Source organism: Variovorax sp. HW608 (assembly GCF_900090195.1).
GTDB lineage: Bacteria > Pseudomonadota > Gammaproteobacteria > Burkholderiales > Burkholderiaceae_C > Variovorax.
The window spans coordinates 2948569-2969368 of sequence record NZ_LT607803.1 but is presented as its reverse complement, the minus strand read 5'-3'; the positions used below and the strand labels follow the sequence as shown (position 1 = coordinate 2969368).

Genomic DNA, 20800 nt, shown 5'->3' with positions numbered 1-20800 from the left:
CCGCTCATTGAAAGAATGGATCACGCGCCCGAAGCGATGCGACTTGCTTACGCGCATGTGTGTACCGCACCTTTGCGTGCGTACTTGTTCTGGACAGAGCATGTGCGACTTAATGTCGTCATAACGGCGCAAACCCTGACGCCCCCAAACCACGAGAAGAAAGCTGTTTTGAACCACACTATCGCATCGCGGGTTCCCGCAATCCGTCCGGCCCTCCTTGGCATGGCGGTCGCTCCAGTGTTTGCACTGTCCGGGGCGGCCTGGGCGTCCGAGATCGATGTCGGGAATCATGAACTCAAGGTGCGGTTCGACAATACCGTTCGCTATGACATCGGCATTCGTGCGAAAGACTGCGATCCAAACATCTGTGGCAATGGCGCCGGAGCTGGCGATGTCACGGCCCACCAGTCGGACAACAAGTTTGCGAAGGTGGGCAATGTGATGGCAAGTCGTCTCGATCTTTTGTCCGAGCTCGATGTCGCATACAAAAGTCGATATGGCTTTCGCGTCAGCGCAACGGCGTGGTACGACGCAGCGTACTCGAACCGGATCGAAGGCGATCCAGTCCTGAGTCAGGCTCCTCGCGGTGCGGGGCAGGGGGCTGGACGCACGGGCGGGCCGTACACGAGCTACACGCAGCGATGGAATATCGGGCCATCGGGCGAGTTTCTCGATGCGTTCTTGTTCGGCAAATTCGATCTCGGCGATGTCCCGCTGAATATCAAGCTGGGCCAGCACAACATCTATTGGGGCGAGTCCGTCTTCTCATTTGTGGGAGGCGTCGCGTACGCGCAGGGACCCGTGGACATTCGCAAGGCGGTGGCGAATCCCGGTGCTGAGGCGAAGGAACTCTTCAAGCCGCTGAATCAGTTGTCCTTCTCGGCAGACATGAGCGATCGCGTCACGCTCGCCGGTCAATACTTCCTGGACTGGGATGCGTCTCCTCTTCCCGATGGTGGAACGTACTTCGGCGCTGCGGACGGCTTGAGTTTGGGTGGTGGTGGAAATATCCTGGGTGTCCCGTTCGGGGGAGTGACCGGGATGCCGGCGCGCAAGCACGGCGATTGGGGCCTGGCCCTGAAGCTACGTCCTGAATGGCTCGATGGCACAGTGGGCTTCTATCTGCGTGAGTACACCGATAAGCTTCCACAGTTGGTGATGAGCGGCAGTACGCTGAGGGGATCTTCCGTGCTGCCGACCCAGTTTGGACTCGACTACACCACGCCGAGGCAGAAGATGTTGGGCTTCAGTCTGTCGAAGCAGGTGGGTGACGTGTCGGTCGGTTCGGATCTGACTTACCGCAGGGATGCGCAACTGCCGGCTAGACCCTTTACGACTCCGGCCGGAAATGCGAACCTGGGCGCCGGACCCGTTGGCAACAGCCTGCTCCCAACAGGCGATGTTTTCGCTGGGGTCATCAACGCTATCTCCTACTTCGGACGAAGTCCCCTGTTCGACTCGGCGACCTTGACTACCGAATTGAACTTTGCGCATCTGATCCGTGTCGTCAGCAATCCGCAGTCCTTCTCCGGCGAAGGCTTCAACTGCCCATCTGCGGCCTCCGGTGGTTTCCCCTACGGGTGCGCGACGACGAATTCCGTCGGCCTCGCTGCGCAGTTCGAGCCGAAATGGTTTCAAGTCCTCAACGGTGTCGACCTATCTCTCCCGATGTTCGTCGGCGTAGGACTAAAGGGCAATTCACCGGTGCCGTTCGGCGACCGAAAGGGGCAGGGGAACTACAGCATCGGGCTCTCTGCCGACGTCAAGAACCAATACACGGTCACTCTCAAGTACATCGGCTACCTTGCCAAGCACACCAATGACTCAGCAGGCTTCCAATCATTGAGCAACTCTCCGCTCGGCAAGTATTGGGATCGAGACTGGGTGTCCTTGACCCTCAAGACCACCTTCTAGGCGCTTACCACTTCAGGAGACAGCACATGTTTCGCAGGACACACATCGCTTTTGGGCTCACTTTCGTCCTCGTCGGCGCCATAGCCCACGGAGCGACTTCGCCAGAGGAGGCCAGGCAACTCGGCGGCGAGAAGCTCACGCTGATCGGTGCCGAGGCGGCCGGTAACAAGGAAGGGAGCATTCCCCCCTACGGCGGCAAAGCGCCAAGGGCTCCAGCTGCTTATGACCTGAAGGACCCTGGCCAGCGCCCGGATCCCTACAACGACAAGCCGCTTTACACCATCACGGCGAAGAATGCCGAGAAGTACGCGGACAAGCTCGACGCGATGCGAGAAGTGTTCGTGCGCTATCCGGAGTTCCGGATGGATATCTATCCGACCCGGCGCGACATCGAGTATCCAAAATACGTCCTCGAGAACACGGCAAAGAACGCAACCTCTTGCAAGGGAGCGCAGAACGAACTTCGGTTGGAAGGCTGCTACGGGGGGGTTCCGTTTCCGATCCCGAAAACGGGGAATCAGGTCATGTGGAATCATCTGCTTCAGTATGGAGCGCATGCCTACGGTGGGAAGACGAGTTCGTGGGTGACCACGCCGGACGGACAGGCCGTGCTGCAGACAAAGGTGGAGCAGCATCAGCAGTTCGACTACTTCGACCCGAAGAACTCGAACCCGAATCCTTCGGACATGCTCTACTGGAAGATCGCGAACAACGACGTGGCGCCCGCCAGAAAGGTGGGCAACAAGCTGGTCATACTCGACTCGCTGGACATGGTCGACAAGGGGCGCCGCGTCTATCAATACATCCCTGGTCAGCGTCGCGTCAAGCTCGCACCGAACCTTGCTTACGACACACCCAGTCCCAATTCAGGTGGAACATCGACGATGGACGATGCCAAGGGATTTCTTGGTGCCCTGGATCGGTACGACTTCAAACTGATTGGCAAGAAGGAGAAGTACATCATGTACAACACCTTCGGCTTGGTGAACCACAAGACTTGTACTGATCAGAAGGTCGTCGAGTTCAAGAACTTTCCCAATCCGGAGTGCGTTCGGTGGGAGTTGCACCGGGTCTGGGTCGTCGAGGCTACTCTGAAGAGCGGCTTCCGGCACGTGTACCCGCGACGCGTGTTCTATTGGGACGAGGATGCACCCGGTGCGGGTTCCACCGAGAGCTATGACGCAGCGAACAAGCTCTATCGCGTTGCCAACACTGTTGCCGTTCCTTTCTATGAGGGACAGCTTGGCGTATACACCGACTCCACGATGCAACTCGACTTGCAGTCCGGAACCTGGTTCGTGCAGGGTTTGGCTGGTTTCCCCGAAGGGGGCATGTCCCCGGTGAAGCCACTGGACGATCGTGCGTTCTCGCCTGAAGCCATGGCCGGAGAGGGCATACGGTAGGCCTGATCGATGCGCCAAATCGCGACCGCTGCGCGGACCCGAGGCAACTACTCATGAAGAGCTCACGTCATTCAGCAAGCATTGCCACGATTGGCCTTCTCCTATGCTGCGCTGTCTTCAGGCATGGCGTGGCTGCGCCGACGCCTGAAGGTGGTGATACCCGGCCTCCGGCGCCGGCGGGAGCTTACCGGCCGCTAGCCGATACGCCGGCGGCACCTAGCGCATTCGAGGTGCGCACTCCGTTGCTGGCTGTGGCGGCTGCGGGTTCGCGCATCGTCGCTGTCGGGCTGCGTGGCCACATCGTGTACTCGGACGACGGCGGAAGGACAAGGGTGCAAGCCAAGGTTCCGGTCGAGACGGACCTTGTCTCGGTGTGCTTCCCGACTCCAACTGTCGGGTGGGCCGTCGGTCACGGCGGCATAGTCCTCGCCACCGCGGACGGCGGCAAGAGCTGGACCAAGCGGTTTTCCGGCCGGGAGTTGGATGAACTGACCGATCGCCACTCGCAGGGCAAGCCGGATGAGTCAGAGCAGTCCATTCCGTCGCTGTTGGACGTATGGTTCGAATCGCCGATGAAGGGGACCATCGTTGGCACGTTCGGTACGGTCTTCAGGACCGAGGACGGAGGAAAAACATGGTCCTCACAGATGGACCGGGTCGACAACCCCGAGAAGCTGCATTTTTACGCAGTAAAGGGTGACGCTGATTTCCTGTACATCGCTGGCGAGAAGGGAAATGTCTGGCGATTCGACCGTGAGTCGAAAAGGTGGGTTTCGCTGCCAACGGGTTACTCTGGAACCTTGTTCGGCCTCGTTGTCGACGGCCCGAAGGTGGTGGCCTTCGGAATGAGAGGAAGCGCCTTTCTCAGCGAGAACGGCGGCAAGAGCTGGACGGCTGTCGCCACTCAGCGCGCGGCGGGGATCACGGCGGGGCTGCGCCTTGCGAATGGGGACATCGTGCTTGCTGATCAGAGCGGCGGGCTCGTGCGGAGCAGAGATGGTGGTCGGACGTTCACGTCGTTCGGCGGCGACACCCACATTCCAGTGTTCGGCCTCACACAAGTCGAAGGAGGCCGGGTGTTTTCTGTGGGCGTCTTGGGCGTGACCGCTCAGATGTCGCATTAAGCCGGATTCGGATTTGGATTCGATCTCGATTGGAAAGGGATTATGGAAGCAGTCACCGGAAATGCGGCTCAAATGCCGGTCACCGCCAACCTGGCGGACTTCGACCCTGGATCCGGCAATCGCTTGGAGAGGTTGATCTTCAACCACCGCGCGTGGGTCATGCTGGCGTGCCTGATGTTGAGCGCGGTTCTCGCGCTGCAGTTCAGAGGGCTGATGCTCGGGGCGAGCTTCGAGAGGATGCTGCCGCAGTCCCATCCGTACATCCAGAATTATCTGAAGAACCGAGCCGAGCTGCGCGGCCTCGGTGATTCGGTGCGCATCGTCGTTGAGAACCCCAGTGGTGATCTGTTCGACAAGGGGTTTCTCGAGCAGTTTGCCAAGATCAATGATGAAGTCTTCCTGCTCCCCGGGGTCGATCGGGCATGGATGAAATCCATCTGGACACCCGTCGTGAGGTGGACTGAGGTGACCGAGGAGGGCTTCGTGGGTGGCCCTGTCATGCCGGCCCGATTCGATGGGACGCCGAAGGCGATCGACGAGCTGCGCCTGAACATCGGTCGCGCCGGCGTGGTCGGAAGCCTCGTGGCGGACGACTTTCGCTCGGGGACGATCGTGGTGCCGCTTCTGCCGCAAAGCGCTGAGTCGGCGCAAAAGGGTGGATACAAGGAGTTCTGGGATGGCCTGAAGCGTATCCGAAGCGAACACGAGGGACCCGGATCCACAGGGACAGGCGCGCGCATTTACGTCACCGGCTTTGCCGCCCTTGTGGGCACGCTCATCGATGGTCTGAACAAGGTCATGTGGTTCTTCGTGGCTGCCGCGCTGGTTGTCGCCGCAATCCTGCTGTCCTTCACGCGATGCATCCGAAGCACCGCATTGGTGTTGACATGCTCGTTGATCGCTGTCGTGTGGCAGCTCGGCGTGATCGCGCTCTTTGGCCAGGTGCTCGACCCGTTTTCGATCCTGGTGCCGTTTCTCGTGTTTGCCATTGGCGTCAGCCATGGAGCACAGAAGATGAACGGAGTGATGCAGGACATCGGAAGGGGGACACATCGCCTGGTGGCGGCACGGTACACGTTTCGACGGCTCTTTCTCCCTGGCCTGACCGCCTTGCTGGCGGACGCCGTAGGCTTTGCGGTTCTGATGGTCATCGATATCCCCGCGATCCGGGATCTTGCCCTTGGTGCAAGTCTCGGAGTGGGCATGCTCATCCTGACCAATCTCATTCTGCTGCCTGTCTTGCTGTCCTATGTCGGCGTCAGCCAGACGGCTGCGCTGCGCAGTCTGCGCGAGGACGCGGCCGAGGTCGATGGCAGACGACTGGGCAGGCTTTGGATTGCGATCGAGAAGTTCACCCAGCTTCGCTTTGCGGCAGTGGCCATCTCCGGTGCCTTGGTCATGGGCGTCGTTGGCCTGGTGGTGAGCAGGGACGTCCAGATTGGCGACCTGGAGGCCGGGGCACCGGAGCTGAGGGCGGACTCGCGCTACAACCGGGACAATGCCTACATCACCTCGCATTACGGCGTATCGAGCGACGTGTTCGCGGTGATGGTGAAGACGGCGCCCGACCAGTGCAGCACCCGCGAGACGCTGATTGAAGCGGATCGCTTGAGCTGGGCGCTGGCCCAGGTTCCCGGTGTACAGCGCACCGTCTCTTTGGCGGATACGGTGAGATCGTATGTCGTGGGCAGTTTCGAGGGCAATCCGAAGTGGATGACGGTCGATGTCGATCAACGGATCCTCGACACGCAGATCTCCAATGCCTTGAACTGGAGCTCGGAGTACCTCAACAGCGCTTGTTCGATGTTGCCGGTGCTCGCCTACCTGTCCGATCACAAGGCAGAAACCCTCAATCGGGTCACGGAGGTGGCACGGCAATTCGCGGCGGAGCACGACACTCAGGGGCGTCAGTTCTTGCTGGCAGCGGGCAACGCCGGCGTCGAGGCGGCAACCAATATCGTGGTTCGGGACGCGAATGCCAGGATGCTTCTCTACGTGTACGCAGCGGTCATCCTGCTGTGCGCCGTCACCTTCCGCACCTGGCGCGCGGTGGTAGTGGCGGTATTGCCACTGGTGCTGACGTCGGTTCTGGCAGAGGCACTCATGGTCAAGCTTGGTATTGGCCTGAAGGTCGCCACCTTGCCGGTTGTGGCACTGGGGGTGGGCATCGGGGTGGACTATGCACTCTATCTGCTGAGCATCCAACTTGCTCAGCAGCGCGAAGGTCTGACCCTGCTAGAGGCATATCGGCGGGCGATTGCATTCACTGGAAAGGTGGTCGGACTGGTGGGGATCACGCTCGCCGCCGGCGTGGTGACCTGGGCCTGGTCCCCGATCAAGTTCCAGGCGGACATGGGCATCATGCTGACGTTCATGTTTCTTTGGAACATGATCGGCGCGCTGATTCTGATCCCGGCGTTGTCGCATTTCCTTTTGCCTCGCGTCGGTTCAAGCTCCAAGGCGCGAGCTTCCGATCCCCCCGTGCTCGAAGCTCGAGCATGCCCGGCGGCTACCGAGGCGATGTCGTAGCAGCCCATCGTCTCGTACCCCCGAAGAAGGACGCATTTCCCTGAACCTGTCGAGTGAACTGACCTCGGGGACGCGAGCGGCACGAACGCCTTGTCTGTCGCACTGGCCTTTCCCTTACCGCCAAGCCCGATTGAAGTCGGGCAGCCGGCGGTAGCTGCCTGCATATTCCTGGTATCGCGACTCGATCTTCGCGGGTGCCTTGACCCATTTCTTCGCAGTGTTGTGCGACAAGCCGTGCGCCGCGCGAGGTCGCTGAACGAGAGATGGGCATCCGCTTGACCTTGCGGACAATGTCCTTGGTCTTTCGCCCTGCTGCGCCAACACATGCGAGCAGGCGAGCGCGCCGCGGCGGTCATGCGCTTGGACCTCTCGGCGCTATGCGTACCTGAAGGTGTCCTCCAGCGCGCTGCTCACGCACCGGATCGACGACTGCCGCACCGATGGCATGCAGGGACCGCAACCGACTGACTCTGGCGGGGTTCGAAACAGAGGCCGGCGTCAAGTTGACTTCACCGGACGCCTACGTCGTGACGGACGACGGCCATGCCTGCACCGGGCTGGCCTACGGCCTGATCTCCAGCAACCAAAGCATCTCGTGCGCCGGCGGGGCTTCGTGCTCGCCTTGAATTGGCGCGAGTGAAGCGCCGCTGAGTCCCAGGGATGCGGGACTCAAGCCTTCTCGAGAATGTGGACCACGCAGGCCGACCCGCGTCCGGGCGAGCCGCCGACGACATGCGTCAGGCCGATGCGAGCGGCTTCCACTTGCCGTGTCCCTGCCGAGCCTCGCAGGTGCGTCGCAACCTCGTAGAGGTTGGCGATGCCCGTGGCACCGAGCGGATGGCCCTTCGACAGCAGACCGCCTGATACGTTGACTGGGATGCGCCCTCCCAGCGCAGTCTCGCCGGCGTCGATCATTCGGCCCGCGTCTCCATCCGGGCACAGGCCGAGGTTTTCGTAGTGGATCAGCTCAGCCGTGGCGAAGCAGTCATGAAGCTCGACCAGGTCCAGGTCATCCGGCCCTATGCCTGCCCCTTCGTAGGCGGCACGCGCGCAGTTGCGGGTGACCTGATTGAAATCAGGGATGGCGAATTCCTGTGGGGTGTACGGTCCGGAAGTCATCTCCGAGGCCCGCACTCGCACTGCCCGGCCCAGAAGACCGAGGCGTTGTGCCACTGACCTCGAGGCGATCACGGCGGCCGCCGCCCCGTCCACGTTGATCGAGCACATCAACTTCGTGTTGGGCCACGAGATCATTTCCGACTCCATCACCTCTCGCAGCAAAGTCTCGCGCCGGCTCATGGCCTTGGGGTTCATTGTCGAGTGATGGTGATTCTTGACCGCCACCTTGGCGAACTGCTCGAAGGTGGTGCCGTACTTGCGCGCATGCTCGACGCCGATCTGAGCGAACATGGCAGGCATGGTGCTCGATCCGAGGACACCTTCCTCGACGAAGCCATCCGGGCGGGAACTTCCGCCCAGCAGGCCGCGGCCCATCTGCTCCACGCCGACGACAAGCACTAGTTCGTGGAGCCCGGCCTTCACTGCAATGAGACCTTCGCGAAACGCAGTAGCACCGGTGGCGCAGGCATTGGCGGTGTTGATCACCGGGATTCCGGTGAGCCCGATCTCCCGGAGGATGCGCTGGCCCAGCATCAGATGCGCTTCCAGAAGGTTGCCGCAATAAAGTGCCTGCATGTCTCGAATTCCGAGGCCAGCGTCGTCCAAGGCAAGCAGCGCGGCTTCCGCGCCGAGCTCGGCCACGGTGCGCCCCGGGTAGCGCCCAAATGCGATCATGTCGATCCCGACGATATAGGCTTCGGTCATGTTTGATCTCCGGTTGACGGGACGAAGTAGTAGGCCAAGAAGGGGGAGCCGCTGGCCGCCTTTTGACCCGATTCCCGGTAGACGACTTTCACAGGCATGTCGTAGGGCAAGGCCTGAGGATCGGGCGCAACCCCCAGAAGCGTGCCCTTCAGGGTTCCGCCACCGTCCAGGTTGACGATGGCCGCGACAAAGGGTGTCTTCACGCCGGGGAAGCTGCGATGTACAACGGTGTAGCTGTACAGGCGCCCCCGCTCGGCGAGCCGAACCGGCGAGAGGCCGGAGCGGGCGCCGCACGCCATGCACACGCTGCGCTTTCCGGGAATGGTGGCGCCGCAGCCCTGGCAGCGCGAACCGACCAGGTGGGCGCTGGCATCGGCGCCAATAACCAGGAACGGCACGACCGGTACCTCCGCACTCCGAATCGGCTCAGCGGACATGGCTGGAACTCCCTTGTGCGTCGAGCAGTTCGGCATAGCGCTGCAGATGCTGATCGACCGTGCCGTACTGGAGATTGATCATTTCGATGCGGCGGAAGTGGTGACTTACGTCCAACTCATCGGTGATTCCGATGCCGCCGTGTATCTGAACGGCCGCCTGAGCCACCATCCGGCCGGCCTTCCCGACGAGTGCCTTCGCTGCGGAAACCGCGGACCGCCGCTCGGCCGGATCACCATCGAGCGTCGATACGGCTCGCTGCGTGATGGATGAAGCCTGCTCGCACGCCAGCAGCATGTCCACCATGCGGTGCTGCAACGCCTGAAACGAACCGATCGGTTTGCCGAACTGCTTGCGTGTGCGCGCGTACTCGACTGTAGCGCGCAGGAGGGCGTCCATCGATCCAGCCGCGTCCGCGCAGAGCATAGCGGTCGCTTCGTCGCAGATACGCTCGATCGCTTCCCGAAGATCGTGGCGCCCGCCTATCCGGGCGCTGTCCGGTACGAATGCCTTGTGCAGATGTATCGTCGAGGCGCTGCCACCATCGATGGTTCGAGCGTGGCGCATCCCGAGACCGGGTGCATCGACAGGCAGGATGAAAGCACCGATTGCACCACCCTCGGCTTCTATCTTCGCAATGACGATGACGTGGTCGCTCCAAATCCCGCCCACGACAGCCGTCTTGTGCGCCTCGATTTCGAATCCACCCGCGGTCGGCCAGGCCGACGCTTGGAGTGCATTGATGTGAGCAGCGTCATTCGCGACGTCACATGCGAACGCGATGACGCTGGTGCCGCCGATGACAGCTGGAAGATACCGCTCTTGCTGAGCAGTCGTACCAACCCGGGCGAGAAGTGCGGCCGCGCAAATCACCGTCGAGACGTAGGGTGCGATCACGAGGTTCTTGCCGAACGCCGACATGACCATCATTGCAGCCGCTGGATCCGCGCCTGAACCGCCGCATCCCTCGGGCAATGTCGCGCCAAGGATTCCCAGTTGCCCGAGTTCCTCCCAGAACGGACGATGAAAGCCCTGTTCGTGGAGGATGGCTGTGCGCCGGACGTCAAGCCCATGACGCTCGGCGGCCAGCCGCTCCACCATTTCGCGCAGCATGCGCTGCTCATCACTCAGTGTGCCATCCATATCGATCCCTGTGTCGACATTGCCATGCCCAATTTGCCGATTCCCACGTTCGCCTCAGCGTTACAGGTCCAACGCAATCTTTGCGAGGATGTTCCGCTGGACCTCGCTGGATCCACCGTAAATCGTGGCGGCCCGCGTGTTCAGGTACCGCGCCATCGCCACCGTTGCCTCGTGAGCTGTCCCATCCCGCCTCGTGGGATCGTGCGCGTACATCGAACCGGGACCTCCCGCCAGGACGCACAGTTCGGTCGCGCGCTGGAGCGTCTCGGTGCCGGCCAGCTTGAGGAGGGAGGTCGTCACCCCGCTGCTCTTTGCTTCGCTTCCGAGCAGGATGCGCAGCTCGCCGGCCTCGAGTGCATCGCACTCGATAGCGATTTCCGCAAAGCGGCGACGAAAGTCCGCATCTCGCCAGCGCCGCCCGTCTTTCTGGGTGAGCCGTCGCGCATGAGCCAGCATTCGACGGACGCGCGGGCCGTAGACGCCACTGCGCTCGAATTCGAGCAGACGCTTGGCGATGGTCCAGCCGTCGCCCTCTTCGCCGATTCGGTTGGCCGCTGCAGTTCGCACGCCGTCGAAGAAGACCTGATTGACCTCGTGCTCGCCGGACATGCTGATGATCGGCTCGACCGTCACTCCCGGCGAGCGCAGGTCGACCAGAAGGAAGCTGATGCCCTGCTGCGGGCGCTCATGCGTCGAGGTGCGCACAAGCACGAATATCCAGTCTGCGCAATGGGCGTGCGTGGTCCATATCTTGGTGCCGTCGATGATGTAGTCGTCGCCCTCACGGCGGGCGCGGCAACGCAGTGCCGCAAGATCCGAGCCGGCGCCGGGCTCCGAGTAGCCCTGACACCAATAGTCTTCTCCCGATCGCAGGCGCGGCAGGAAGCGCGCCTTCTGTTCCGCCGTGCCGAAGTGGATGAGCAGGGGCCCGAGCATAAGCAGGCCTGCCGACGATAGCGTGGGCGCGTTCGCTAACGCACACTCCTGCTCGAAGATCAATCTCTGCTGCGGCCCCCAGCCTCGGCCTCCGTGCTCCAAGGGCCACGTGGGCGTGATCCAACCGCGCTCGTAAAGTCTGCGGTGCCACAGGCGCCCAATCTCGGGTGGCGAGAAGACACCGATCTGCCCGGATCCGGCCTGCCGCAATTGGGGGGTCAAAGCCTGATCGAGAAACGCACGTACTTCAGCGCGGAATTGAGCCGGATCGATGCTTTCCAGGGTGTCGGGTTGCGTGGTCATCGTGTTATTGGCTTTCTGGTGCAGCCTCAGTTATTGATCACAAGCTTCTCGTACTCGCCCGCCCCATCACGCATGCGTGCGAACTCGACGACCTGTCTGGCCATCAGCTGCAGTTGCTTGCTGATCGCGCTGTCCAGGCAGTTGCCCTCGGTGTCGAAGATCTGCGAACTGCTGTTGACTGCCACGCCAACGGGCGTCGGCCAGCCGCGAAGCGCATGCACGATCGATCGCAACGCGGCCAGCGTGCTGCCGGTGGCCTGCCATCCGAAAGCGCAGGCTACGCAGCCCACCGCACGACCGTCCAGGTACGCCGCTTCGTCCTCGCGCATGTCTTCAACGTAGTCCAGCGCATTCTTGATGAGGCCCGATACCGAGCCGTGATAGCCAGGCGACGCGACGATGACCCCGTGACATCGGCGCAGCAGAGAGATCATTTCGCTCGCGCTGGAGCAACGCTCCGTCCTGTCCTGCGAGTACATCGGGAACTCCAGCAGGGGCCCGGCCACGATCGCGGTCTGGGCGCCCGCGCGCTGCGCCGCATCCAGCGCAAAGCGCAGGGCCACCTCCGTTGTTGAGCCGGCCCTCGCCGTGCCCCCTATCCCGACAATCAAAGGAACAAACGTTCCCTGCCTCGCGCGATGTGGAATGTGCTGCATCAGTCGTGTGTCCATTTCGGAATGGAGTTGAAGGCATCCGGCCTTGGACCTCAAGTACGCACCCGAAGGTGCGTTGCGCACTCACCCCTATGGACTCGACGAGATGATGGAGGTCGGTCGCCCTTCACGCACATGGAGGTGAGTGGCCCACTTTCTCGTACGTGCTTGTGTGGTGGGCATAGCCGACTCTAACCTCGGGTCCGAGATGCACACCGATCCGGTGAAGTGAATGAAGGAGATAGACATGCCAGACACTACGCAAGCGACGTCCACGAAATACCAACTGCCCGACCCCATCGCGTCATTCGCAGGCTTGATCAACGATACAGACGGGCACGAGGCCATGCCGATCAAGCGTTGGGGAGATACGTACGGCGCGGAAGTCCAGCCGCTCGCTGCTGCGTTGCTGAACGCCGGCAATGAGGGTGAGGCGATCATCCAACATCCGGACCTCGACGGCGACGACACGGAAATCACGGTGGAGTCCGTCTGGAAAGTCAAGATGGAGAAGGCGCCCGGTTCCTATGACATCAAGCGACGCATCGAGGTGATGGACTTCACCGGTGTCCATCGCCAGATCATGTATCCGGGCATTGCACCTATCTACGCCCACGCACTCTACAACAAGGCGGACGACCCGAGCGTGTTTCGATCGATCACCGGTGATCGCAAGGCCTACGCCTACCGGCTGATGAACATCTACAACGACTGGTGCGCGCGCGTCTCGCGCGAACAGGATCGGGTGCGTCCGACGGCGCTGCTGATCGATGAGACGCCGGAGGCGATGTACGAGAAGGCCAAGGAACTGGTGGGCAAAGGCGTGCGTCTCTTCATGCTCGCTACGGACGAGCCTCCCGGCGGCGTATCGCCGGCGAGCCCGCGACTCGACCCCTTGTGGTCTCTGCTGGCAGCAGCCAAATGCCCCATCGTGGGCCATATCTCGATCAGCGAAAAGCTTCTTTCCACACTCGAGTGGCGCAACGCCCCGGCATTCAAGGGGTGGATGCTCGGTGCGGAGTTCTCGCTCGATCCGTGGACTCTGACGAATATTCACCTGCAGATCCAGAACTACGTGATGACGATGGTGCTGGGAGGCGTGTTTGATCGGCATCCCGGTCTTGTTTTCGGATGCGCGGAATTCACCGGCCACTGGGTGGGGCCGCTTGCGGAAAACATGGATCGCTTCTATGGCCGCACGCCCTTTCCATCGTCGCAGTCGCACACCAAACTGAAGCTCAAGCCTTCAGAGTATGTACGGCGTAACCTTCGCGTCGCGTGTTTCGACTTCGAGCCGGTCGGCACTTACATCGATCGCTATGGCTTCGAGGACGTGTTCTGCTACGCCAGTGACTTTCCTCATCACGAGGGCGGCAAGGACCCGATGGGGAGCTTCGTCAGGAGCCTGGAGGGCAAGAGCCAGGAGATCCTGAGGAAAGTGTTTGTTGACAACGGCCGGGCGCTGCTTCCGGACTGAAGGAGTGGCGGCAAGCTCGTTGCGCTGCGCACGTTTCGCTACTGACTACCAACCACATGAGGAGTTTCCAAAATGCTATCGATCGATGAACGATTGAAGACCATCGAAAGGCTACCCGACCACAAGGGCGGACACTTTCCCGATGGTGCACACGTCGTGCGTGTGAACAGGTTGCCGTGGACGCCCTTCAATCTCGTCGGCACCCCAGACGGCCCGGTGTTCAAGCTGCTGGCAGTGGACTGGCGCCGCGAGATGCTCGTGATGATCTTGAACGTTCCCGGTGGGATGGCGGTCGAGCCGCACTATCACCTCGAGGAGGCGCAGGGCTACATCATGACCGGTGATTTCGAGTACGAGTACGGCCACATCTTCGCCGAGAACTACATCGGCGAAGGTGCAGCCATCGCGCACAGCGCCACGATCGGCAAAGACGATGTGCTGCAGTTCTCTATTATTTTCGGTGGGCTCTGCGGCGTCAGGCCCGATGGTGGGCCGGACCTGTCGGTCATCGTCGGGTGTCAGGCCGCCTACGAGATGGCCAAGGCCAACAACGCGGCCGATCACATCGCGCCGCCGCCGCCAGGCTGGAAGAGCCGGTGGCAGCAGCAGGACAACTAAAGAAGGAGACTCCGAATGACCGGCACTGCAATACTTCCAAATCAAGAGAAAGAGATCGATCTTCCTATCGTTCTTGGCAAACTGAACTTCAGCCAGGACATTCCGCGCGCAACGTCGAATCTGATCGACCCGGCCAAGACCCACCGGCCGCTGGAGGCCCATGAGGTGGAGATCCGGGATGCCCGACCGATCCGGGACCGACTGGACCTGGACCGGGAGGGGTTCGTTCTGGTGGACCACCACAGCAGCGTTTCGCATCTTCGCGACGCCAAGCAGCTGGAAGGCGTCTACCACGATGAGATTGGGCCTTTGGTCAAGCAGCTCACTGGCGCTGATGTCGTCCTTCCGTACCGGGCCTATTGTCAGGTCCGGCTGTCCCAGCGTGCGCCCGGCGAGACCGGGGACGAAACGACGCGACCGGCCGGCTTTGTGCATGCGGATGTGACCCGCGAGACATTCCTCCAATGGGCGAGCTATGTCCAGCAGGCCGAGGGGGTGACAGTTCCCCCGTATCGCCGGGTTGCCCTGTACAACGCATGGCGCGCCGTGTCACCGCCGCCGCAGGACTTCCCACTGGCACTGGCGGACGGCTTCAGCGTGAAGAGCGGCAAGTATGTCGTCATGGACAACGTGACCGGCCTGGAGGGCGAGGGTCCTTCGGTCGAGACGCGGCTCGCACTCCACGACCGGAGCAACAAGTGGTACTACTTCTCGAACATGCGCGCGAACGAGCTGCTCCTGTTCAAGACTTACGACAGTAAGTTCAACGACGACCAGACGGTGATGCACAGCAGTTTCAACGACACGGCCAGGCATCCCGACGCTGTGCCGCGCGAGAGCATTGAAGCGCGGTTCTTTGCGTACTGGCTGTAGGCAGAGACAGCAAAGGAGACTTGCAAGTGAGAGAGTGTTCTCTTTATTCTCCCGGGAGGGACAGATGTCGACAGTGAGTCTTGAGAGACTGAAGGGCAAAGTGGCGATCGTCACCGGCGGTGGTTCGGGAATCGGGGAAGGCATTGCGCGGGTGTTTGCGCGCGAAGGGGCCCGGATGGTTGTTGCCGACGTTGATTCCCGCGCCGGGGAGGCTGTGAGCGATTCCATCCGGGCGGAAGGTGGCCATGCTTTCTTCGTGAAGGCCGATGTGCGCCAGGAGGCCGAGGTCAAAGCACTGGTGGACCGAGCCGTTGCCACATATGGAGGCCTGGATGTGCTGGTCAACAATGCGGGCGTCGGCATCGGCAAGACGGCCGAAGAGACGAGCGAGGAAGAATGGGATCGGATCCTCGACATCAATGTCAAGGGCGCGTACCTGGCGACGAAGTACTCGGTTCCGCACCTGCGCGCGCGCGGCGGAGGCTCCATCATCAATATCGGGTCTCTGTTCGCGCTGCGCGGCGGGCCCAGCTACGCCGCCTATCACGCTTCCAAGGGGGCGGTACGCCAGCTCACGAAGTCCACTGCGCTTGCCCTGGCCTCCGACCGAATCCGAGTGAACGTGCTGCATCCGGGACTCATCAGAACGCCGGGATCCACCCGGGATGCCAGCGCTCAGGCGTTCGCAGCAGCGAGCATGGGGCCGATGCAGCGTTGGGGCGAACCTGGAGAGATTGCGCATGGCTGCGTGTTCCTGGCCTCGGACGAGGCGAGTTTCATCACAGGTATTGATCTGCCTATCGACGGCGGACTATCGATTTGATCACCAAGAGAGAGAGCGACCATGGCGGAACAGCAAGGCATTCGAGAACTTCAGGAGATCGAGGCGATAAGGCAACTCAAGGCACGCTACGTTCGATTCGGGGACACCAAGCAGTGGGATGAACTCGGGGAGCTATTCACCGACGACTATGAGGCGCACTTCGACTCCATGCCGCGGATGCACAAGGATGGGCCGATCAGTGGCAGCGTGAAGGGGCGCGAGAACTTCATACGACTGTTCAGAACCATGCTGGTTGACTGCACAACCATCCACCACGTCCATTCCAGCGAGATCACGATGACGGGTCCCGATACGGCGGTCGGGATATGGGCTCTGCACGATGTGGTCATGCTGCCGACCTGCGTCTTCGAAGGCTGGGGCCACTACCACGATCGGTACGTCAAGGTCGGGGACGTGTGGAGGCTCAGCAAGTCGCATACCACGCGCATTCGCAGCGAAGAGCGTTGGTTGATCTAGCGGGAGTCAGGAGCAAGTCATGCGTTTCCATCACATGTGCATCGTGACGACCGATATGGAGGAGGCGATCCGCCTGTGGCGTGACCTCATGGGCTTCACGTTGAAGGCTGATTTGATCATTCCCGATGGGGAGGAATACGGGCCCACAGTCATGGCGCCCAGGATACTGCTGGAGGATCTCTACAAGGTGCCAGGCGCCACCGCGAGGGTCGCCGTCTTGATCTCGAAGGAGGGGGCGATGATCGAGCTTCTGCAACCTCAGACGCCCCATGTTCAGCAGACGCCGCCGGACCGGCTGCTGTATGGCCACAGCGGCATCCGCGAGCTTGGCTTGGTGCTCGATGACATTGACGACTTTTTTGAGAAGGTTCGTGCCGCCGGATATAGGACCCAGACCGACTACGTGTGGCCGTGCGCAAACATGGGCCGTTCCTTCATCTTCTATGACAAGGACGGCAACATGATTCAGATCTGGGAGCATGCCGTCGATGCACCGGCCGACTTGCGGGCGGCGTAGCTCACCCGCTGGTCTCGGCGGACTTGGGCCGATCGCGCAATCAACAGGAGAAAAAATGAAGGTTATGGAACTCGTGGGCCCAGGCTTGGATGGGATACGGTTCGCTGAAAGGCGTGAGAAGGACGTCCCGCTTGGGCACGTCCGGTTGAAGCTGAAGGCGGTATCCCTCAACTACCGCGATCTACTGATTGCAAAGGGCTCGGTACCTGTCACGTATCCATGCATTCCACTTTCGGATGCGGTTGGCGAAGTGGTCGAGACAGGCGTCGGCGTCGGGCGGGTCAAGGTCGGCGATCGAGTCTGTCCCACGTACTACCCGGACTGGATCGACGGGACCATTGCGACGGAGAAGTTCGCGCGCGACCGCGGATGGCACGGCGACGGGGTTGCGGCGGAGTACCTCGTGCTATCGGAGCAGGAACTGCTGCATGTGCCGGCGCACCTGTCCGACGCTGAGGCCTCGACGCTGCCTTGCGCCGCTGTGACAGCTTGGGCCGCGGTGACACGCCATGTCACCCTTCGTCCAGGGAGCACTGTTCTGATCCAGGGCACAGGCGGCGTCTCGCTGTTCGCCCTTCAGTTCGCACTCGCGGCGGGCGCAGAGACCTTCTTGATCTCTTCGGACGACGAGAAGCTGGCACGCGCGAAGGCACTGGGTGCTCACCATGTTCTGAACTATCGGGCGAATCCGCAGTGGGGTGCAGCGATCCTCGAGCAGAGCGGGGGGCGGGGCATGGAGCTGGTCGTGGATGTCGTGGGCGCCGGTACCCTGGAGCAGTCGGTGATCGCGCTATCAAACGGCGGGCACATATCCCAAGTCGGGGTTCTTGGCGGCTTTGCCGCCTCGGTCTCGCTCTATCCGCTCATGACGAAGGAGGCACATATCGACGGCATCATGAGCGGTAGCCGCGATTGTGCCGAGTCGATGATGCGTGCAATCACGCATCAGCGGTTGCGCCCAATCGTCGAGGTCAGCCGTCAGTTGACGGACCTCCCCGAGGCGCTGCTTCACCTGGAAGGGCAGCACCACTTTGGGAAGGTGACTCTCGCCATCGATCACTGAACAGGTTTCAGTCAGTCCCTTCCAACAGGCCCAGGATTCGCGCGCGCTGGACGACCTGCTTGCGCGTTCCGGCATCGAGCTTGGCGAACAGGTTTTTCATGTGCCATTTGATGGCCTCTTCGCTGACCTGCATCGCCAGTGCCATCTCCTTGTTCGTGAGGGCCCGTGCGAGCAGTGCCAGGACTTCGCGTTCCTTTGGGGTCAGTGCCATGCTCGGCGTCGTGCGTACCGGGTTCGGGCGTTGCGCCGATGCTCGCATCGGCGCGGCTCGCGCGCTGGAAGCGTCCGGTCCGTCCGGCGCGAGTTGCAACACCAGGTCCTCCAACGCTGGATGGACGTCGCGGAACACCCGCAGCAAGCCGTAGGTCTGCGCGAGGTCGGCAGCCTCGCGCAGGAGAGATTGCGACCTCTCGCCACAACGGTCGAGTGCAAGCGCGCGCAAGCCGAGGAGCTCAATGTGTGAGTGGTGCTGCTCCATCTGCTGCGCGAGGGCGTCCGCTGGCTCCAACAGATCGAGCGCGCGGCGCCAGTCCTGTGCCGCTATCGCCTCGTAGACATGGGCGGGGCCGCTGAGCAATTCAACGCTGCGTCGCCACATTGCTTGCATTCTCGTGGGATCGGCGGTCAGTTCGTCGATTCGATTGACCAGGTCGCGACAGGTTTCCGCTCGGTACCGACGTGCGTGAATGCGGACCTGCTCGGCCAGGCTTGCGATGCAAAGGCGAGGCAGGCTTCGGCTAACTCCGACGGCATGCAATGCGCCCAGCAGTTCCAAGCTGCGATGCTCGGCCCCACTGGCCAACGCTATGCGTGCCATGGTGCGATACCCCAGCAACAAGGCCTCCGGCATTCCGCTGTGTTCCAGCACGTCGAGCCGGTTTGCGAGCAACGCAGCTGCTTCCGTCGCATTGTCGCGCTCCAAGAGCGCGGTGGCCAGCAGCGAGGCCACCATGCATGTCATGGGGGCGCGCCGTCCGAGGTCGGCTTCTGCGCCGGTCAGTGCGGGACGCAGTTGGGCCTCGGCCAATAGCACCTGCCCCTCCCACAGATAGCTGAGGCCGACCAGCAGTTCCCGCCAGCTTCGATGGTAGTCGTACGGCAGTCCCGAGTCGCTGAGTGGGCCTTGCTGCTGCCGCAAGCGGGCGAGTGCTGGCTTGCCTTGCTGTAGGGCGAGCAAGGTGCTTCGATTGACGTGCATCTGCTGCAGCGTCTGGTCGCGCAGTGGCGCTCCCTCTGACCAGGGGGCGTGCAGGGCGGCGAGGCGATCCGGATCGTCCGTGAAGACGGCGACACCGCTCAGAATGATCCCGCATTCGCAGCGCAGTGCGTCGCTGACATCGGGCCGCGCCAGAATGCGTGCGACCAGTCGGCCTGCCTGTTCACGCCGGTCGCTGGGCGCCAGGCTCCAAGCGGTCGCCAGCAGTAAGCGCGGCCGCCGATCAAGCTCTTCGTCTGGCAGCATGCCCAGCCAGTCGAACACGGCACCATACCGTCCGCGGGCCATCACCGCCTCGTACAAGCCTCGCTCGGCCAGAGCGTAGGCCATCTCCTTTTGCCCGGAGGACAGCGCGTGGCGGGCGGCCTCCTCGAGGAACCCATGATCGGCAAGCCAGGCCGCGGCCCGGGCATGCAACCCGGCTTGTTGCTCGCCAGGCAGCAAAGCGACACGCTGGCGCAGCGCCTCGCGCGCGAGTGAGTGCATGTGTGACCAGTGGCCGTGCTCGTGTCTGGCAAGCAGGGGAGTGTCCCGGCTCAGGCGCGCGAGGCGCTCGGCCGCGTCGTCTGACTCGGAAATTGCTCGACAGAGCTCCGGTTGCAGGTGGTCCGCGATCGCGATCTTTGCCAGGAAGTTGACGTCCGCGGGGTTCAGGTTGGCAAGCAGCAGGCCGACGAGTTGCTCGCGCAGCGCACCGCCGCCCGCCGCCAAGGCGGCGAGAGCGGTGCGGGGATCGTTGCCGGAGGAGATCACCGCTAGTGCAAGTTGCAGGCCGAGGGGCCAGCCTTCGACCAGCTCGTGCATGCGCGCAGCCACGTCCTGATCGACGCGCGAACCGAAGCGGCCGCTCACGAGAGCCAGTGTTTCGTTGAGTTCGAATCGAAGTGTTGAAGCGCCGATCACGAGGCACTGCCCGTAGTCCATGAGGTCATCGACCCCCAGCTCGAGGGCTGCGCGCGCTGCGACCACGACCCTCAGATTGGGCGGCGCGTTGCGCATCAGGTAGGCGAGCACCTCGACCGATTCGCCAGGCAGGCGTTCGGCCTCGTCGACGATAAGCACCGTCTCGAACGCCAGTTGGGCCAATTCGGCAAGCCATGTCGTGGTGCCTTCGAGGGCGCTATCGACAGGCCCATCCAGCAACGCACTACCGAAGGCTGGCCTGCCGGCACCGACGCGGACCGCGAGAACGAGGGCCTGAACCAGGCGCAAGGGGTCGTCGTGCGCCTGGGCGGACAGCCACGCCACAACGGCGCCCCGGCCCAGGTGCTCGCGTCGCCATTGGGCGAGCAGCGATGTCTTGCCGAAACCGGCCGGCGCCTGCACCAGCAGAAATGGATGGCTGCGCAACTTCACGTCGCTGGACAGCAGCCGCTCGCGGGTCACGAGGTGCGGTGGGACACGCGGAGGGGTGACCTTCAGGAGAAGGTCATCTGGACGGAGGGGGGGCACAAGGGTAGCCACGGGCTCTC

The 20800-nt window shown here is 62.2% G+C and carries 18 protein-coding genes; 12 read left to right on the top strand and 6 right to left on the bottom strand.

Annotated elements, in window-relative coordinates; all coding sequences use genetic code 11:
* The first annotated feature begins 15 nt into the window (after window positions 1-15).
* The 5 genes from VAR608DRAFT_RS13865 (at window position 16) to VAR608DRAFT_RS38265 (ending at window position 7596) form a co-directional block, all read left to right on the top strand.
* Window positions 16-1914: a DUF1302 domain-containing protein gene (locus VAR608DRAFT_RS13865; protein WP_157730931.1), complete on the top strand. Its 1899-nt coding sequence runs from the start codon at window positions 16-18 to the stop codon at window positions 1912-1914.
* Window positions 1915-1940: 26 nt separating this feature from the next.
* A complete protein-coding gene (locus VAR608DRAFT_RS13860; RefSeq protein ID WP_088954581.1) occupies window positions 1941-3317 on the top strand; it encodes a DUF1329 domain-containing protein in 1377 nt (458 codons plus the stop codon).
* Window positions 3318-3370: 53 nt separating this feature from the next.
* The gene (locus tag VAR608DRAFT_RS13855) at window positions 3371-4441 is read left to right on the top strand and encodes a WD40/YVTN/BNR-like repeat-containing protein (protein ID WP_088954580.1); all 1071 of its coding nucleotides are present in this window, start codon (window positions 3371-3373) and stop codon (window positions 4439-4441) included.
* A 42-nt stretch (window positions 4442-4483) separates the two neighbouring features.
* Entirely contained in the window at window positions 4484-6970 is a 2487-nt protein-coding gene (locus VAR608DRAFT_RS13850; RefSeq protein WP_088954579.1) for an efflux RND transporter permease subunit, read from the top strand.
* A gap of 503 nt (window positions 6971-7473) precedes the next feature.
* Window positions 7474-7596 (top strand): hypothetical protein, encoded by a 123-nt coding sequence (locus tag VAR608DRAFT_RS38265; RefSeq protein WP_269458552.1) that lies wholly within the window; start codon window positions 7474-7476, stop codon window positions 7594-7596.
* Window positions 7597-7639: 43 nt separating this feature from the next.
* Here the strand turns inward: VAR608DRAFT_RS38265 and VAR608DRAFT_RS13840 are convergent, their stop codons facing one another.
* Genes VAR608DRAFT_RS13840 through VAR608DRAFT_RS13820 form a run of 5 tightly spaced genes read right to left on the bottom strand, consistent with a single transcriptional unit; the run spans window position 7640 to window position 12174 of the window.
* Complete coding sequence (locus VAR608DRAFT_RS13840) at window positions 7640-8794, bottom strand: thiolase C-terminal domain-containing protein (RefSeq protein ID WP_088954577.1); 1155 nt, start codon at window positions 8792-8794, stop codon at window positions 7640-7642.
* A complete protein-coding gene (locus VAR608DRAFT_RS13835; protein WP_157730929.1) occupies window positions 8791-9231 on the bottom strand; it encodes a Zn-ribbon domain-containing OB-fold protein in 441 nt (146 codons plus the stop codon). Before VAR608DRAFT_RS13835 ends, VAR608DRAFT_RS13840 begins: the two co-directional genes overlap by 4 nt.
* A complete protein-coding gene (locus VAR608DRAFT_RS13830) occupies window positions 9221-10372 on the bottom strand; it encodes an acyl-CoA dehydrogenase family protein (RefSeq protein WP_088954575.1) in 1152 nt (383 codons plus the stop codon). The genes VAR608DRAFT_RS13835 and VAR608DRAFT_RS13830 overlap by 11 nt, the downstream gene beginning before the upstream one ends.
* Before the next feature lie 60 nt (window positions 10373-10432).
* Window positions 10433-11611 (bottom strand): acyl-CoA dehydrogenase family protein, encoded by a 1179-nt coding sequence (locus tag VAR608DRAFT_RS13825; protein WP_088954574.1) that lies wholly within the window; start codon window positions 11609-11611, stop codon window positions 10433-10435.
* A 26-nt stretch (window positions 11612-11637) separates the two neighbouring features.
* Window positions 11638-12174 (bottom strand): NADPH-dependent FMN reductase, encoded by a 537-nt coding sequence (locus VAR608DRAFT_RS13820; RefSeq protein WP_231973499.1) that lies wholly within the window; start codon window positions 12172-12174, stop codon window positions 11638-11640.
* 337 nt (window positions 12175-12511) lie between these two features.
* On the opposite strand from VAR608DRAFT_RS13820, the gene VAR608DRAFT_RS13815 reads away from it, so the two are divergent.
* The 7 genes from VAR608DRAFT_RS13815 (at window position 12512) to VAR608DRAFT_RS13785 (ending at window position 18112) form a co-directional block, all read left to right on the top strand.
* Window positions 12512-13741, top strand: coding sequence for an amidohydrolase family protein (locus tag VAR608DRAFT_RS13815; protein ID WP_157730927.1), 1230 nt, complete (start codon window positions 12512-12514; stop codon window positions 13739-13741).
* A gap of 93 nt (window positions 13742-13834) precedes the next feature.
* On the top strand, window positions 13835-14359 hold the full coding sequence (locus VAR608DRAFT_RS13810; RefSeq protein WP_157730925.1) for a cupin domain-containing protein: 525 nt from the start codon (window positions 13835-13837) through the stop codon (window positions 14357-14359).
* A 15-nt stretch (window positions 14360-14374) separates the two neighbouring features.
* Window positions 14375-15232 carry a CmcJ/NvfI family oxidoreductase gene (locus tag VAR608DRAFT_RS13805; RefSeq protein WP_088954571.1) on the top strand — a complete coding sequence of 286 codons (858 nt, stop codon included), beginning with the start codon at window positions 14375-14377 and terminating at the stop codon, window positions 15230-15232.
* Window positions 15233-15296: 64 nt separating this feature from the next.
* The gene (locus VAR608DRAFT_RS13800; protein WP_088958781.1) at window positions 15297-16055 is read left to right on the top strand and encodes an SDR family NAD(P)-dependent oxidoreductase; all 759 of its coding nucleotides are present in this window, start codon (window positions 15297-15299) and stop codon (window positions 16053-16055) included.
* Between the two features lie 21 nt (window positions 16056-16076).
* Complete coding sequence (locus VAR608DRAFT_RS13795; RefSeq protein WP_088954570.1) at window positions 16077-16532, top strand: nuclear transport factor 2 family protein; 456 nt, start codon at window positions 16077-16079, stop codon at window positions 16530-16532.
* Between the two features lie 19 nt (window positions 16533-16551).
* Window positions 16552-17049, top strand: coding sequence for a VOC family protein (locus VAR608DRAFT_RS13790; protein WP_088954569.1), 498 nt, complete (start codon window positions 16552-16554; stop codon window positions 17047-17049).
* A gap of 55 nt (window positions 17050-17104) precedes the next feature.
* On the top strand, window positions 17105-18112 hold the full coding sequence (locus VAR608DRAFT_RS13785; protein WP_172843851.1) for a zinc-dependent alcohol dehydrogenase family protein: 1008 nt from the start codon (window positions 17105-17107) through the stop codon (window positions 18110-18112).
* 7 nt (window positions 18113-18119) lie between these two features.
* Here the strand turns inward: VAR608DRAFT_RS13785 and VAR608DRAFT_RS13780 are convergent, their stop codons facing one another.
* The gene (locus VAR608DRAFT_RS13780; RefSeq protein WP_231973498.1) at window positions 18120-20714 is read right to left on the bottom strand and encodes a LuxR C-terminal-related transcriptional regulator; all 2595 of its coding nucleotides are present in this window, start codon (window positions 20712-20714) and stop codon (window positions 18120-18122) included.
* Window positions 20715-20800 lie beyond the last annotated feature (86 nt).